Source organism: Streptomyces laculatispora (assembly GCF_017353455.1).
Classification (GTDB): Bacteria; Actinomycetota; Actinomycetes; order Streptomycetales; family Streptomycetaceae; genus Streptomyces; species Streptomyces laculatispora.
The window spans coordinates 1-13326 of sequence record NZ_JAFMPZ010000312.1 but is presented as its reverse complement, the minus strand read 5'-3'; the positions used below and the strand labels follow the sequence as shown (position 1 = coordinate 13326).

Here is a 13326-nt window from a genome sequence, read left to right as displayed (position 1 = left end):
GCAAAGGTTAAATCTTAAGCTCAGGAGGCCCCATGCCCAAGCGTGTTGTCCGTCGATCCCTTGCCGCCGGGCTGCCCCTCGCCCTGCTCGGCACGGTGTGTGTGGCAGGAACCGCGTCCGGCGCGCAGGACCGGCACGAGCGCCCCGAGCACACCGCCCGCGTCACCGGGAGTGCTGTACTCGGTGACATCCCGCTGGCCGGGTTCAGCAACGGGCTGCTGCCCGGTACGGTCGCGGACGACCGGGGGGTCATGCTCGGCGGGATCGGCAGCGATATCTACCCCGCCGGCCGCAAGGGCGATTTCTGGACAGTCACCGACCGCGGCCCCAACGGCCAGATCAAGGTCGACGGGTCGAAGCGCCGAACATTCCCGGTTGCCGGATTCGACCCGGCGATCGTCAAGGTGCGGGTGAGCGGCAAGCGCCTCAAGGTGCTCCGGTCCATCCCGCTCACCACCCGTTCGGGCGCCCCCGTCACCGGTCTGCCGAACCAGCGCGGCCGCGACGAGGCCCCGTACTCCTACGACGCGGGGACACCGCTCGCCTACAACGCGAACGGTCTGGACACCGAGGGCATCGTCCGTACGGCGGACGGCTCGTTCTGGCTGGTCGACGAGTACGGTCCGTCGCTGGTGCACGTCTCCGACCGGGGCCGGGTGCTGGCCCGGTACGTTCCCGAGGGCCTGGGGCTCAAGGGCGCGGACTATCCCGTGGTGGAGGCGCTGCCGGGGGTGCTGCTGCACCGGAAGACCAACCGCGGCTTCGAGGGCCTTGCCCTCCTGCCGGGCGGCGACCTGGTGCTCGCCGTGCAGAGCCCCCTCTCGCTGCCCGACCAGGACGCGGGCGAGGCGTCGCGCAACGTACGGCTGCTGCGCTTCTCGACGAGGAAGCGCGCGGTCACGGCGGAGTACGCCTATCGCTTCGACGCGGTCGGTGTCGTGGATCCGGGCGAGGACGACACGTCAGAGCTGAAGGTCTCCTCGGTCGTGGCGATCGGCCGGAACGAACTCCTGGTCGAGGAACGCACCGACCGGACGGCCCGGCTGCACCGGGTGACACTCCCCCGCGGCGCCGGCATTCTCGGCACCGTCTGGGACAGCCCGGCCGCCTCGCCGTCGTACGAGCAGCTCACCGACCCGGCGGCGTCGGGCGTCCCCGTACTGCGCAAGAGCCTGGTCGTCGACCTGGGCAGGGTCGCCGGTGTGCCCGGCAAGATCGAGGGGGTGGCGGTGACGGGCCGGGACAGTCTCGCCCTCATCAACGACAACGACTTCGGGATGACCGACGGTGCTGAGGCGTTCGACGCCGACGGCCGGCTGGTCGACTCCGGGATCGAGACATCGGTGACGCTGCTGAAGCTGCCGCGCCCGCTGACCCGTTGACATTCCCGCTGATCCGCTGCTCCGCCGACCGCCCTGCATGCCTCTGAGCGCCTTCGCGTTCCGCTGAGTGCCGGGGCCGCCGTCCCCGACCGGAGACCGGTAAGCCGGACAACCACCACCGTCCCGGCTTCCCGGTCTCCGCAGAGTGTCCGAACAGCTCCTGTACGAGGGCGATTTCGGCCTCCTGTCGTCTTCCGCCGCCCGCGTGACGCCCGTACGGTAGGGGCCGCGAGCCGCTCGGCCGTACATCGGACAACGCATTCCGGTCATCGGACAAGAGGGAGTCACCGGATGTCGGGGGAATCGGTTGGCGGCCCCCTCCCCACGGGGCCTGCCTCCGCAGACGCCTGAGCCGTTCCCCTGGATCCGTCCGGACCGGCCCGCCCCTCCCCCCACCACAGCTGGAGTACACATGCACCGGAGAAGGATCCTTCAGGGTGCCGCGGCCACGGCCGCGGCCGCACTGCTCCCCGCCTCGGCACGGGCCACCGCGGCGGCTGCCGGCGACACGGACTATCCGTCGGCCCACTGGGTGCCGGCATCGGCGTCCAACTACACGGTCTCTACGCGCCCTTCGGCGTATCCCGTGCAGTATGTGATCATCCACGTCACCCAGGAGACGTTCTCGGACGCGGTCGCGATCTTCCGGAATCCGGCGAAGCAGGTCTCCGCGCACTACGTGGTCCGCTCGGTGGACGGATACATCGACCAGTGCGTCAGGGAGCAGAACATCGCCTGGCACGCGGGCAACTGGGACTACAACACCCGCAGCATCGGCATCGAGCACGAGGGCTATGTGGACCAGCCCTCGTACTTCACCGATGCCATGTACGAGAAGTCGGCGCTGCTGACCGCCTCGGTCTGCGACCGTTACGGCATTCCCAAGGACCGCGCGCACATTCTCGGCCACGCGCAGGTCCCGGGGACCGACCACACCGATCCGGGTCCGAACTGGGACTGGGTCCAGTACATCCGCCTCGTCAACCTGCTCGGCACGGGCTGACCGGCGGCCGGGGCCGGCCCTTGCGATTACTCTCCGCACCACGGTTGTCGCAGGCGTCGGCTGCGACGACGATGGGGGTGTACGGCGCCCCTGGACGGGAGGGTGAGTTGACGGACCCCTGGCTGGCCCTGGCAGCCGATGCCGACCCCGGTGAACGGCTCGGCGAGCTGCGGCACGCGCACGAGGTGTTCACCGCGGCCGGCCGCCTGGAGCGGCCGGTCCGCCCGGTAGTCGGCGAATCCTGGCGGCGCTCGGCGCGGGCCCGGGTCTGCCCGGACGGCGCGGCCCTGGTCGATCTGGACGCCGACGATGTCGGACCGTACCGGGAGTCCCATCCCCTCGCCCGTGCCATGCCGGTGATCCGGGAGCTGATGAGCGCCTACGCGACGGACGGGGAACACCTCCTGGCGGTGTGCGACGCGCACGGTCGGCTGCTGTGGGTCGAGGGGCATCCGTTGGCCAGACGGCGTGCCGGGCGGATGAACTTCGTGGAGGGAGCCCGCTGGGCGGAGTCCGTCGCCGGGACCAACGCGCCGGGCACGGCCATCGCGGTGGACCGCCCGGTCCAGGTGTTCGCGGCCGAGCACTTCCTGCGTCCGGTGCAGCAGTGGACGTGCGCGGCCGCGCCCCTGCACGACCCGCACACCGGACGGGTGCTGGGCGCGGTCGACATCACCGGAGGGAACGGGCTCGCGCATCCGCACAGCCTGGCATTCGTACAGGCCGTCGCCCGCGCCGCCGAATCCCAACTGGCCCTGCTCGCACCGTCCCCGGCCGCCGGGACCGTACGGCTGAGCGCGCTCGGCAGGGACGAGGCGCTATTGATCGTGGAGGGCCGGGCGCTCCGCCTCAGCCGGCGGCACAGCGAGATCCTGGTCGCGCTGGCCCGGCGCCCCGAGGGCATCGGGGGCGAGGAACTCCTCGTCGAACTGTACGAGGACGAGTCGGTCACCCCGGTGACGCTGCGGGCCGAACTCTCCCGGCTGCGCCGTCTGCTCGGCCCTGATCTGCTGCTCTCCCGCCCCTACCGTCTCGCCTCCCCCGCCGATGCGGACTTCGACACTGTCGCGCGCCGGCTGGCCTCGGGTGCGGTGGCCGCGGCTCTGAGTGCCTATACGGGGCCCCTGCTGCCCGCTTCGCAGGCCCCGTCGGTCGTACGGCTGCGGCGCCGGCTCGACGATTCGGTGCGGGCCGCGCTGATCGCGCGCGGCGACACGGGCCTGCTGGCGGACTGGGTGTCCAGCCCATGGGGTGAGGACGACCTCCCCGCGTGGCGGGCGCTGGCCGCGGCCGCGCCCGCGGCGCAGCGGCCGGCTCTGCTGGCCCGCGCCAGGACGCTCGACGCGGAACTGCGTTAGCCGCCCGCCCGGGATACGCAACGGGGTCGCAACGTCGCGCTGCCTAGCCTCGCGACGAGGGCCGCCCAACGGCGGGCGGCACCGGATCCGGGAGGCCACAGAGATGACCCGTTACGCTGCGCCGGGCACCGAGGGCGCGATCGTCTCGTACGAGTCGCGCTACGACCACTGGATCGGTGGCGCGTACGTCCCGCCGGCCCGAGGCCAGTACTTCGAGAACCCCAGCCCCGTCAACGGCCGCCCGTTCACCGAGATCGCCCGCGGCACCGCCGAGGACGTCGAGCACGCCCTGGACGCGGCACACGCCGCGGCACCTGCCTGGGGTGCCACCTCGGCGGGCGACCGGGCCTCGGTCCTGAACCGGATCGCGGACCGGATGGAGGCTCACCTGGAGGAGCTCGCGGTCGCCGAGAGCTGGGAGAACGGCAAACCGGTACGGGAGACCCTGGCGGCCGACATTCCGCTGGCCATCGACCACTTCCGCTACTTCGCGGGCGCGCTGCGCGCCCAGGAGGGGTCGCTCAGCCAGCTCGACGAGGACACCGTCGCCTACCACTTCCACGAGCCGCTCGGCGTCGTCGCGCAGATCATTCCGTGGAACTTCCCCATTCTGATGGCCACCTGGAAGCTGGCCCCGGCCCTCGCGGCGGGCAACGCGGTGGTCCTCAAGCCGGCCGAGCAGACGCCCGCGTCCATCCATGTGTGGCTGAGCCTGGTGGCCGACCTGCTTCCGCCGGGTGTCGTGAACATCGTCAACGGCTTCGGTGCGGAGGCCGGCAAGCCACTGGCCTCCAGCCCGCGCGTCGCGAAGATCGCGTTCACCGGGGAGACCACGACGGGGCGGCTGATCATGCAGTACGCCTCCGAGAACATCAAGCCGGTGACCCTGGAACTGGGCGGCAAGTCGCCGAACATCTTCTTCGACGACGTCTGGTCGGCCGACGACGACTTCCGCGACAAGGCACTCGAGGGCTTCACCATGTTCGCCCTCAACCAGGGCGAGGTCTGCACCTGTCCGTCGCGGGCCCTGATCCAGCGCGGCCACTACGGCGAATTCCTGGAGGCGGGCATCGCCCGCACCGAACAGATCGTGCCGGGCCACCCGCTGGACACGGACACGATGATCGGCGCGCAGGCCTCCAACGACCAGCTCCAGAAGATCCTCTCGTACCTGGACATCGGCCAGCAGGAGGGCGCGAAGATCCTTACGGGCGGCAGCCGGATCGAGTACGACGGGGAGCTGGCGGGCGGCTACTACGTACAGCCGACGATCTTCGAGGGCGACAACCGGATGCGGGTCTTCCAGGAGGAGATCTTCGGCCCTGTCGTCGCCGTCACGTCCTTCTCGGACTTCGACGACGCGATCCGCACCGCGAACGACACCCTGTACGGGCTCGGTGCGGGCGTGTGGACCCGTGACACGAACACCGCGTACCGGGCGGGCCGGGCCATCCAGGCAGGCCGGGTCTGGACGAACTGCTATCACGCGTACCCGGCCCACGCGGCGTTCGGCGGCTACAAGCAGTCCGGGATCGGCCGGGAGAACCACAGGATGATGCTGGAGCACTACCAGCAGACGAAGAATCTTCTCGTGTCGTACTCGGCGAAGAAGCTCGGGTTCTTCTAGGGGCATGAGAAAAGGTGCCTGACCTGGGCTTTCACCGGTCAGGCACCTGTCGCTCGGTTCAGAAACAGCCGAGAGTGATTCACGTGGAAACTCCCAGTTCCTCCCATAGCTATCCCGCTCCGGACCAGCTGTTCCGGTCTATTTCCGGTCCAGGACGGCTCACTCGACTGCAGCTTCGCCTCGACTGACGCGGTCCCACTCCTTCATCGACTGTTCGATGAGGCGGTTGGCGTGCTCCTGGAGGCCGTCGAGGAACTTGGCGTAGAAGCGGAACAGAACCTCGATGCTCTGGCCCGCTCGACGAGCACACTCCGCAGGATCCACACCCGAATACAACCAGAAGGAGATTCCAGCGTGTCGCAGGTCGTAAGGACGCTTGGCCAGGCCGGAGGCCAGTTCGACCCGGGTGAAGACGTATTTCCTGGCCCGCGACCACGTCACACCGTACGCAGCTGCGTCCACGTAGTTCCCTGCCTCATTCCGGAACAACCGACCGTCCGTTGCCACCCCAAAGCGCTCGATGTGCGCGCGTAGCATGCGGACGAACTGCGGAGGGATAGGTACTGCTCGCGTGGCGGTAGCCGCTCGTCGCTTGAGTGAATGCACCTCGTGGACTGCGCCGTCGTCGCTCCACTCCTTGCCCGCCACAACGACGCCACCGGACAGATTGAGCATCCCCCATCCTGCCTCGGGCAAGTGGCATTGCGGCCTGCGGAGGTGGATAACCTCCGCCGGTCGCATCGCCGCGTAGTACATGCAGCCGAAGAACGCCTCCAGGTGAGGACCGCGACCCGGTTGTGCAGCCACCGAGGCAAGAAGCCGGGCAACCTGCGCCGGGTTGGGGACCGCTACCGGGTCTATCACGTCGTTGACAGCTGGGGCGTTCCACCTGATCCCATTGAGAGGGTTCTCCGCAAAGTATCCTCTCTCAACTGCCATATTGAGCACTTCATTGAAAGCAGCCCGCTTCCGCCGCGCAGTCTTTGCCGCGGCGGCATTACCGTCCAACTTGAGGCAGAGTGCATCGAGCGCCCGTAGCAGCACGTCCGCTTCCCCCAGTGAACTCACGGGCAGGGAGTTTCTTGCTATCCAATCCAGAGCCCGCTGCCACTCTTCGACCGGTTGATGGTCCCATGCGTTCTTGTTGAAAGCCCAGGAGTACAGAGCACGACGAAGCACCCGCGGCTCCGGGTATGAAGCGCCGCGTTGGACCAACGCGGGCGTAATCGTGGCAAAGGCATCGGCCAGAGTGCGGCGCGTGGTGCCTGGGGTTCGATCCCATCGCTGTTCTAGGTATTCATGGGCAAGTGCGTACCATGTTTTCCGCTGCCTGATGGCCCGTAGCTCCGAGGCAGGCAGACCTGTGCGTTCATCGAATGGTTCACCCTCGCGCGCCGCCGTCACAAGCTTTGCACGCCTGCTCTCTGCGAGCCCGAAAGTGCTGAAGGATTCGGACCTCTCCCGCCCGTTGACGGTCCATCGCACCTGGAAACGGCTCTGCCGACCAGGGCGCTCACGCGTGTCCCAAAATCGGACGTTGTAGCTCATCGCCATTCAGGCGTATCCCTTTCATACGCTTCCCACCACGCATCTAGATCGACACGGCGGCAGCGGAGCTCACCATTCGGAAGTTTGATCATTCGGGGCGCATGACCGCGAGCGCGCAGTCGGTAGAATGCTGACGGACTCATTCGGATTTCCGTCAGGACCTCGGCGAGTTTGAGCGCAGGAGGGCGAGCCATTTTTCTCCAGGAGAGTTGAACGAGTCGCCAGACGCTGGGCAGCACCAAAGAGCTAACCCAGTTGAGCGTCGGCATGGAAGATCACAGCGTCCGCACAGCTCCACCGCCAAGTGAACCGATGCGAACTTCTCAATGGTCGCGACGATCGCCGGTTTGGCTAACCGGCGATCGTGGTCTATGTTGCGCGCCGCATCAGATGAATCCGACAGCTTCTCGGGCTGGCCGCAGTCAGGATGCCAGCCGGTATGAACGCAGAGCTGGGGGCCCACCGTCCGCGACGAGCCGCAGCAGACCGTCGTCGGTTAGGCGGTCAAGATTCCCCACCACGACACGCTCAGGAACCCCGATGGCACGGGCCGTGTGCCGAGTTGCAGCTCCGGGGCGCGCCGCAACATGTGCGAGGACGGCCCTATTGCGGCGATAGCCACGTTGCAGCAGGTCCTCGCCGAAGGGGCCAGCAGCGCAGACGCATACGCACAGCCCGGTGGAAACGGCGCCGTAGTCCCCGCCGCTTGGCCGAACCAGTGCGCCGAGCGCAAAGAAAACAAGGGAAGTGAAGCGGGTGAATCGAACAGCGGAATCCGACAGCCGGGCCTCCTAAGTAGGGCCATGCCAGCGAGGCAGCTCGGTGCGATGCGGGGTTCCGAATCAATCGCAACCCGGCCGCACCGGAGAAATTGCACCCTCCTGACCTGGTGTTTTCCGGGACGTTGTACGTTGACATGCTCCCGCCGGAGGTTCCAGTCATTTGGAGTTCTTTCTTGTCTGCCGTGGGCGAATGCATGCCGGCAGCTGCGTGGAGCCCTTCCGTCACGGAGCCGTTGAGGCGCAAGGCATGCGCCGGCACCTGCGTCATGAAGCCGTTACACGACCTCGTCGATGAGAGGGCCTTCACCGTGCTGTCGAAGCGACGCGCCACCCTGGAAGACGGGCTGCCGTCTGACTGATCCAGGTCGGTGGGTGAGTCCCACCCACCTTGACCGGTAGCGACCGGCTGTCGGCGTGCGCCGGACGGCTGGGTAGGGTCGCGGTACCCGAGCTGGAGAGGTAGTTGCATGTCCCACGAGATTGTGATCGCGCAGACGACCAGTGACGACGAGGATCAGGCGAAGGCGCTGGCCCGGGGCGCGGTCGAGAGCAAGCTGGCAGCGGGCGTTCACATCGATGCGCCGATCACAGCCTTCTACTGGTGGAAGGGGAAGGTCGAGACGGCGCAGGAGTGGCGGATCTCGTACATGACTACGACGGACCGTCTCCCGGCGCTGGAGGCGTGGCTGCACGAGAAGCATCCGTATGACGTCCCCCAGTGGATCACGCTGCCCGTGACCGGTGGGTCGGAGGCGTACCTGTCCTGGGTTGTCGAGGAGACGGCACAAGACTGAGGAGCGACGGGGCTTACGACGGCCTTCGCAGCTTGCCCGCGTACCGCGCGATGGGGTTCAGGATGCGAACTGCCGCAGGTGAACAGCGAGTTCCTGCTCGCTTTCGGGGAGCGAGGCTGCGATACTCGCTGCGCGCTCCTTGCCCATCGTGTTGGGCTTGCCCTGTGCCGCCGACGCGAACTGGCGTGACACGTAGACGCCTTGGTCGACGTCACCTCCACGCAGTAGGGCCGAAGCGAGATCTCCGAGGACCACGACGCCTCCGTCCGGGAGTTCGTCTCCGAGGCGCTCGACTGCAGTGTCGGCTGTAGCGGTGAGTTCGGGGCGCCGCAACTGCCCGTATACGGAGAGGGCCAACGAGTCCATGCGGTACGGGGTCACGAACCGGACCCACGCCTGCTCGCTGGTGTGATCCGCGAAGTCGTAGGCGAACCGCGCTCGGTCCAACGCCCGGAGCGCCACCGTCTCGTCGCCAGCCGCCGCAGCTTCCTCCGCGTGCCTGCCGAGCACCCAGGCGGCAGCAGTAGCGTTACCGTGGCCTCGCACGTCGTTGGCCGCTTGGGAAAGGAACTCCAACTTCGCCTTGGGCGTCGAAGCGCCGTAGCTGGTGTAGGTCAGGGCCAGGGCTCGGAGTGGAGGGTGCCCGGCGGTCGCCGCACACTGCGACGTGACCTTGTAGTAGGCATCGGCTTTGTCAAGCTCGCCCAAGTCCCAGGCCACCCAACCGGCCAGGGCAGCCGTTTCTCCGGCGGCGATGGTGAGAGCCCGTTCATGCTCGCCGGCACGAGGCAGAGCCGCGGTGATCGCGTCAAGATGCGACTCGACCGTGCTTTGTAGTCGCCGGGCGCTGAGGTTGAGTTCCTGGACGTGCAGTTCAGCGGCCCGGTCGATGAGCGCGACGGCGGAGGGCGAATCGATCTTGGACCCCTTACCGAGGGCGAAGGCGAGTCGCCCCCAGGGCTCGGCAGCCGCGCTCACGCCGATAGCAGCGCCACCCAGCAGCGTGCGACGCTTCACGGCGTCCTGGTCCTCCCCTGCATTGACATGCCCCTTTCTCTTCCGAGCGCGGGCAGCCTTAGCCTCCCGCTGTAGTTCCTCGAAGGGGACACCGCAGGCCGCCGCGATGTGGCCGATTGTGTGATTGGTAGGGATGTTCTCAAAGTTCTCATAGCGGCTGATCTCTCGGCGGGTCATGGTGTCCCGGCCGGAGACAGCGTTGATCGCCTCTGCCTGCTCCTCCTGCGTCCGGCCCGCATCCTGCCGAAGCCGGAGGAGCAGGTCGGCGAACGGATCTGGCATGAGTGTGACCTCTGTTGGTGGACGGAATCCAATCATGGCCTCAATTCCCCCTCCGGTTTCCCCCCTTGACAGACTTTTCCCCCTGTGGATTCCCCTGGTCGACGGCGTCGCCGCACGGTGCGATAGCCCCCATGACCAGTCTCCAAGAGGCACCCCCGCCAGGCGGGGGCATCCGTAGCTTTGCGGCCACAGCAGGCGCGTCACGCGTGAGGTCGGTTCAGGAGGACCGACGCAGCACATCGGCACGGGCAGACATACCGGCGGCGTCCCATACCTGTTGGGCGGCCTTTCTCCCTGATCTCAAGGAAGTTGGGGAGATGCGACAGACAACCAGGGCATTCCTGCGGCGGTGCCGTGTTTCGAAGCCGGTGGCAGAGTTCGTCGTACTGGCCGTCTCGGAGCTGGTCACCAACGCCGTGGTTCACGGTGAGGGCGAAGTCGTCCTCCGGATCACGGTGGCCGTCGACGTGGTGCGGGTCTCGGTAACCGACCACGACCCGGCCCCGGCTGTACTCAAGGAAGCCGGACGCGACGGTGAATCCGGTCGCGGGATCCGGCTTGTCGACGCGCTCTCAGACGCGTGGGAGAGCAACGGCGAGGAGACGTGGTGTGAGTTCCGGGACGCGAGGGCTGCGGCTTGAGTCAGACCTCCGGCTGGTCCCCGACCATGCGACTGTCGAGCAGCGCAGCTCAATCACTCCCGCTACACAGGGCGCTCCGAAGGCCGTTCGCTTGCCTTCGCCCAGTAGTCCGGTTCAAGCATCTCGCCAGGCCATGCCGGCTGACGGATCGGGCCTCGAGGCCCCATCTGCTCGAAGTACGGCGCCAGGTCGATCACGGGTGTCCCTTCAACGGCGTCGAGATCGGTGACCAAGAGGTCTCGACCTTCGACCTTGAGCAACCGCGGGTAACTGATCGCCAGTTGGTTGGGGCGCCGGTGGTTGCGGTGGACGAACGTACCTGTCGCGGGCCAGTTCTGGTTTCCCCGAGGACTGCGTGCATGGAGCTGGACGTCTTCGGGTCGCGCCAGGTGGAAGCGCCAGGTCACGGTCAGGTGGGAGAACTCCTCAATTCCTTGCAGCGTTTCGAGGGGGTACGCGTCGTCGAGCCTGATGATCGATTCGACCCCGCCTTGGTAGTCGTCCTGAACGCGGATGTGGCCCCCGACGACCGTTGCAATCGATTCGACCTCGTACGTCACCATCGGCGCTCGTTCCTCTCCCTGGGCGTAGCGCGTGCGGCGGCCTCCGGTCGGCGCCGCGGATCTGCTCGTCGGTCAGCCTATGGTGCGCAGCATGTCTCGCGCGCGCCGGTCCAGTTCGGCGACGTGGCGACCGCCGCGTTGCCGGACGGGCGAGAGGTCGCTCTGTATGCGGACGATGACGTCGCGGGCGCGGCCGGACTGGACGCCAGCCATGGCGTCGAGGGCTCGGTTCCAGGTGGCGCATGCCTCGTCGAGGCGTCCCTGCTGGACCTGGACGGCGCCGAGGTAGCCGAGGGTCACGCTGTGGGTGCGGGCGTATTGCTGGCGGCGGCGGGTGGCGACGCTGCGTTGGAAGTGGATCTCCGCGTCCAGCGGCTGGCCCATGTCGCGCAGGGCGCAGGCGGTCTCGTGGGCCAGGGAGGCTTCTTGGAAGAAACCCACGCGGCTTGGGGCGTCGTTGTTGTCGGCGCGGGAGAGGTCCCGCTCTGCGCGGCTGATGGCCGCGAGGGTGCCGACGCGGTCGCCGTCTGCCGCGAGCGCTCGGGAGTGAACGATCGCGAGCAGGGCCTTCTCGCGGTGGCTGGCCTGGCCGTAGCGGTCGCGGGACATGGATGCGTCGGCCAGGGCGAGCGCTCGGCGGGGGTGCCCGAGGTCCACGGCTTGGTGCGCGAGGGCGCGCAGGATGTGGCCGCCGAGCGGCCCGTCGCCCGCTTCGGCCGCGATGCGGGCGGCCAGGGTGAGGTAGCGCTGGGCGGTGCGGTGCTCGGAGGCGTCGAAAGCCATCCACCCCGCCAGGTAGGTCATCTCCGCAACGGCCGAGTACATGTCGCGGCGGAGCTGCTCCGTGTGGAACCTGCTGCCAAGCAGGGGCACCGCTTCGTCGCGAAGGTGGCCGGCGAGGGCCGAGCGCCCCGAGGCTCCACCGCGCTGCTGGTCCCGAGCGGAGTAGAAGGTCGTCAGGTCGCGGACATCATCGATGTCGGCCTGGGCCACCAGCCGGGGGGAGACTGCTGGGCGCTTCGCCGCCGCGGCGGGGGCGGCTGCCCACCACGAAGCGGTGGGCAATGCGAGGCCGGCGGCCGAGTACGCGGCGGTCGCCAGCAGCTTACGTCGGTGCATATCGAGGTCGTCGCTTCCCAACTCGGCCAGCACGGTCAGAGGGTCGACGCTCCAGTCGGAACCGCTGTCGGTCGTACCTGTCGGCTCTCCTTCCAGCCCGAGGTCAGCCAGAGTGAGGCGGCGGCCGAGCCTGCGGGACAGCGTCTCGCGAAGGATATGGGGCGCTCTTCCACTCGGCCGCGTGCCCTGCACCCACATGGCGATGTGCGAGCGGGAGATGGCCTCCAGCTCGCGGGCTCCGCTCTCCGCGGCTACTCGGGCGACCGCGGCGGCTGCTTGTGGCTGGGACCAGCCTGCTTCGCGCAGGAGTGCGGCGAGGGCGACGTTTCGCGCACGGGCCATGGGCTGCCCCTCGGTTCCGAAATGATCTTTGACGCCTTTGACGGCCTCGGGGGCCGCGCAGGCATACCCCTCGGCGGGGATTCACGGTTCGCTCAACGTAGCCGCCGGATCACTCACTTTGCACGCCAGCCGTCGACACCGTACGACGATCTCCACTCAACTTGGCTTGATTTGAATAGGAGTTGTGTCATGCGTCTCTCGCTGGCTCCCCGCCGGGAAGCCTGTCAGCGCGTTGGCCGGGGCAGGCGGGATCGCGTCCCCGTCACGCTGGGTCCGCAGCAAAATCAGGCGGTGGCCGCAGCGGAGACGGTGGCGCTTGTGGTGAACGAGGACTCGCCGCTGCCGGAGAGCGCTGCTGATGTGGAGGAACTCGCGCGGCGCCTGCGTGGCCATATCAGCCAACTCGGAGTCATGGCGTCACCGGGAGAGCTGCGCATCGACCTCGGCCTGGTCGCCGAGGAGTACGACCACGCCACCGGGCGGCAACTCGGCAACTTCCCGCAGGTGTACAGCCACATCGGGGTGATCGGGTCCGCGCTCCAACTGCAGCAGCTCGGCTCGGGGGCGCCCGCAGCCAAGGCCGACGTGCTCCTGGCGGCGGGTGTCTGATGAACGCGACAGCCACCACCATGGTCATCCTGCTCGCCGCTGCGGCCATAGTCGCCGTGGCAGCGGCCTGGGTCGCCCAGCGCCGCTGGCAGAAGGCGCGGCAGCGGGCCCACCTCCTGGCCCGCGAACAAGAGGCGACCGAGCGTGCCCTGCAGAAACTGGTCCACGAGACGCTGCCCCAGATCCACCAGGCGGGCGGTCGGATCTCCGTGCCGTCCCCTGCACCGGAACTGGCCGGCACCCTGGTCGGTGAGCAGTT

Annotated in this window: 12 protein-coding genes and 1 pseudogene; 8 read left to right on the top strand and 5 right to left on the bottom strand. The window is 68.0% G+C overall.

Features of this window, described 5'->3' with window-relative positions; translation table 11 throughout:
- The first annotated feature begins 32 nt into the window (after nt 1–32).
- The 4 genes from J1C73_RS17170 (at nt 33) to exaC (ending at nt 5370) form a co-directional block, all read left to right on the top strand.
- Nucleotides 33–1382 (top strand): esterase-like activity of phytase family protein, encoded by a 1350-nt coding sequence (locus J1C73_RS17170; RefSeq protein WP_207317156.1) that lies wholly within the window; start codon nt 33–35, stop codon nt 1380–1382.
- Nucleotides 1383–1794: 412 nt separating this feature from the next.
- Nucleotides 1795–2385 carry an N-acetylmuramoyl-L-alanine amidase gene (locus tag J1C73_RS17165; protein WP_207317154.1) on the top strand — a complete coding sequence of 197 codons (591 nt, stop codon included), beginning with the start codon at nt 1795–1797 and terminating at the stop codon, nt 2383–2385.
- Between the two features lie 107 nt (nt 2386–2492).
- A complete protein-coding gene (locus tag J1C73_RS17160) occupies nt 2493–3743 on the top strand; it encodes a GAF domain-containing protein (RefSeq protein ID WP_242644305.1) in 1251 nt (416 codons plus the stop codon).
- 103 nt (nt 3744–3846) lie between these two features.
- Nucleotides 3847–5370, top strand: coding sequence for an acetaldehyde dehydrogenase ExaC (gene exaC, locus J1C73_RS17155; RefSeq protein ID WP_207317153.1), 1524 nt, complete (start codon nt 3847–3849; stop codon nt 5368–5370).
- 159 nt (nt 5371–5529) lie between these two features.
- Here exaC and J1C73_RS17150 read toward each other — a convergent pair whose 3' ends face one another.
- Both J1C73_RS17150 and J1C73_RS34970 read right to left on the bottom strand, forming a co-directional pair.
- Complete coding sequence (locus J1C73_RS17150) at nt 5530–6438, bottom strand: tyrosine-type recombinase/integrase (RefSeq protein ID WP_307797713.1); 909 nt, start codon at nt 6436–6438, stop codon at nt 5530–5532.
- Nucleotides 6439–6914: 476 nt separating this feature from the next.
- A complete protein-coding gene (locus J1C73_RS34970; RefSeq protein ID WP_242644306.1) occupies nt 6915–7112 on the bottom strand; it encodes a helix-turn-helix transcriptional regulator in 198 nt (65 codons plus the stop codon).
- Nucleotides 7113–8167: 1055 nt separating this feature from the next.
- On the opposite strand from J1C73_RS34970, the gene cutA reads away from it, so the two are divergent.
- Nucleotides 8168–8494 carry a divalent-cation tolerance protein CutA gene (gene cutA / locus J1C73_RS17145; RefSeq protein ID WP_207317150.1) on the top strand — a complete coding sequence of 109 codons (327 nt, stop codon included), beginning with the start codon at nt 8168–8170 and terminating at the stop codon, nt 8492–8494.
- Nucleotides 8495–8551: 57 nt separating this feature from the next.
- Here cutA and J1C73_RS17140 read toward each other — a convergent pair whose 3' ends face one another.
- Nucleotides 8552–9793, bottom strand: a complete 1242-nt coding sequence (locus tag J1C73_RS17140) for a helix-turn-helix transcriptional regulator (protein ID WP_207317149.1) — start codon at nt 9791–9793, stop codon at nt 8552–8554.
- 254 nt (nt 9794–10047) lie between these two features.
- On the opposite strand from J1C73_RS17140, the gene J1C73_RS35515 reads away from it, so the two are divergent.
- The gene (locus tag J1C73_RS35515) at nt 10048–10434 is read left to right on the top strand and encodes an ATP-binding protein (RefSeq protein WP_277312714.1); all 387 of its coding nucleotides are present in this window, start codon (nt 10048–10050) and stop codon (nt 10432–10434) included.
- A 62-nt stretch (nt 10435–10496) separates the two neighbouring features.
- On the opposite strand, the gene J1C73_RS17130 is transcribed toward J1C73_RS35515, so the two are convergent.
- Together J1C73_RS17130 and J1C73_RS17125 are read right to left on the bottom strand one after the other, a co-directional pair.
- The gene (locus J1C73_RS17130) at nt 10497–10997 is read right to left on the bottom strand and encodes an SAM-dependent methyltransferase (protein ID WP_207317147.1); all 501 of its coding nucleotides are present in this window, start codon (nt 10995–10997) and stop codon (nt 10497–10499) included.
- A gap of 72 nt (nt 10998–11069) precedes the next feature.
- Complete coding sequence (locus tag J1C73_RS17125; RefSeq protein ID WP_207317146.1) at nt 11070–12458, bottom strand: NsdA family TPR-like regulatory protein; 1389 nt, start codon at nt 12456–12458, stop codon at nt 11070–11072.
- A 429-nt stretch (nt 12459–12887) separates the two neighbouring features.
- Between J1C73_RS17125 and J1C73_RS17120 the strand changes: the two are divergent.
- Both J1C73_RS17120 and J1C73_RS17115 read left to right on the top strand, forming a co-directional pair.
- Nucleotides 12888–13067: pseudogene (locus J1C73_RS17120) on the top strand (glycoside hydrolase family 15 protein); the annotation flags it as partial.
- Nucleotides 13067–13326 (top strand): hypothetical protein (locus tag J1C73_RS17115; protein WP_207317145.1); only part of this gene is annotated, 260 nt, incomplete at its 3' end. The pseudogene J1C73_RS17120 and the gene J1C73_RS17115, both read left to right, overlap by 1 nt.

Bases quoted from the DNA above. Each gene is read 5' to 3' on its own strand.
- J1C73_RS17165 (WP_207317154.1), top strand. From the start codon at position 1,795: ATGCACCGGAGAAGGATCCTTCAGGGTGCCGCGGCCACGGCCGCGGCC.
- J1C73_RS17140 (WP_207317149.1), bottom strand. From the start codon at position 9,793: ATGCCAGATCCGTTCGCCGACCTGCTCCTCCGGCTTCGGCAGGATGCG.
- exaC (WP_207317153.1), top strand. From the start codon at position 3,847: ATGACCCGTTACGCTGCGCCGGGCACCGAGGGCGCGATCGTCTCGTAC.
- J1C73_RS17125 (WP_207317146.1), bottom strand. From the start codon at position 12,458: ATGGCCCGTGCGCGAAACGTCGCCCTCGCCGCACTCCTGCGCGAAGCA.
- J1C73_RS34970 (WP_242644306.1), bottom strand. From the start codon at position 7,112: ATGGCTCGCCCTCCTGCGCTCAAACTCGCCGAGGTCCTGACGGAAATC.
- cutA (WP_207317150.1), top strand. From the start codon at position 8,168: ATGTCCCACGAGATTGTGATCGCGCAGACGACCAGTGACGACGAGGAT.
- J1C73_RS17130 (WP_207317147.1), bottom strand. From the start codon at position 10,997: ATGGTGACGTACGAGGTCGAATCGATTGCAACGGTCGTCGGGGGCCAC.
- J1C73_RS17170 (WP_207317156.1), top strand. From the start codon at position 33: ATGCCCAAGCGTGTTGTCCGTCGATCCCTTGCCGCCGGGCTGCCCCTC.